Raw genomic sequence first — 287 nt, 5'->3', positions numbered from 1 at the left:
TTGGTCGAGCCGGCCGCGTTGCTGTTGTGCAGGCCGACGAGGTTCGCCTTGGCGGTCGCATCGTTCCAGGCGAGGAAGTAGGCGCGGTTCGCGCTGCTGACCTCGGTCGGCGAGCCCGATGGTGTACCGGCCGCCGTCGGCGCTACGTACAGGTCGCGCTCTCGTCGGTTAAACCAGCTCGCGACCCAACGGTTCGCCGCGGTATCAAGGAACGTGCCGGGTGTTCCAGGACCCGTGTAGACCATGCCGACGAGGGTGCGTGTCCCGTCGCCCGTCTTGATCTCGTG

The 287-nt window shown here is 66.9% G+C and carries 1 protein-coding gene; it reads right to left on the bottom strand.

Annotation, left to right across the window (positions count from 1 at the left end; translation table 11 throughout):
• Positions 1-287, bottom strand: a 287-nt coding sequence (locus MKL20_RS28235; protein ID WP_244039456.1) for a hypothetical protein, incomplete at both ends; no start/stop codon positions are given.

The organism is Methylobacterium sp. E-066 (genome assembly GCF_022829635.1).
Lineage (GTDB): Bacteria > Pseudomonadota > Alphaproteobacteria > Rhizobiales > Beijerinckiaceae > Methylobacterium.
Note: the sequence above shows the minus strand (reverse complement) of the source record. Positions and strands in the feature narration are given on the sequence as shown.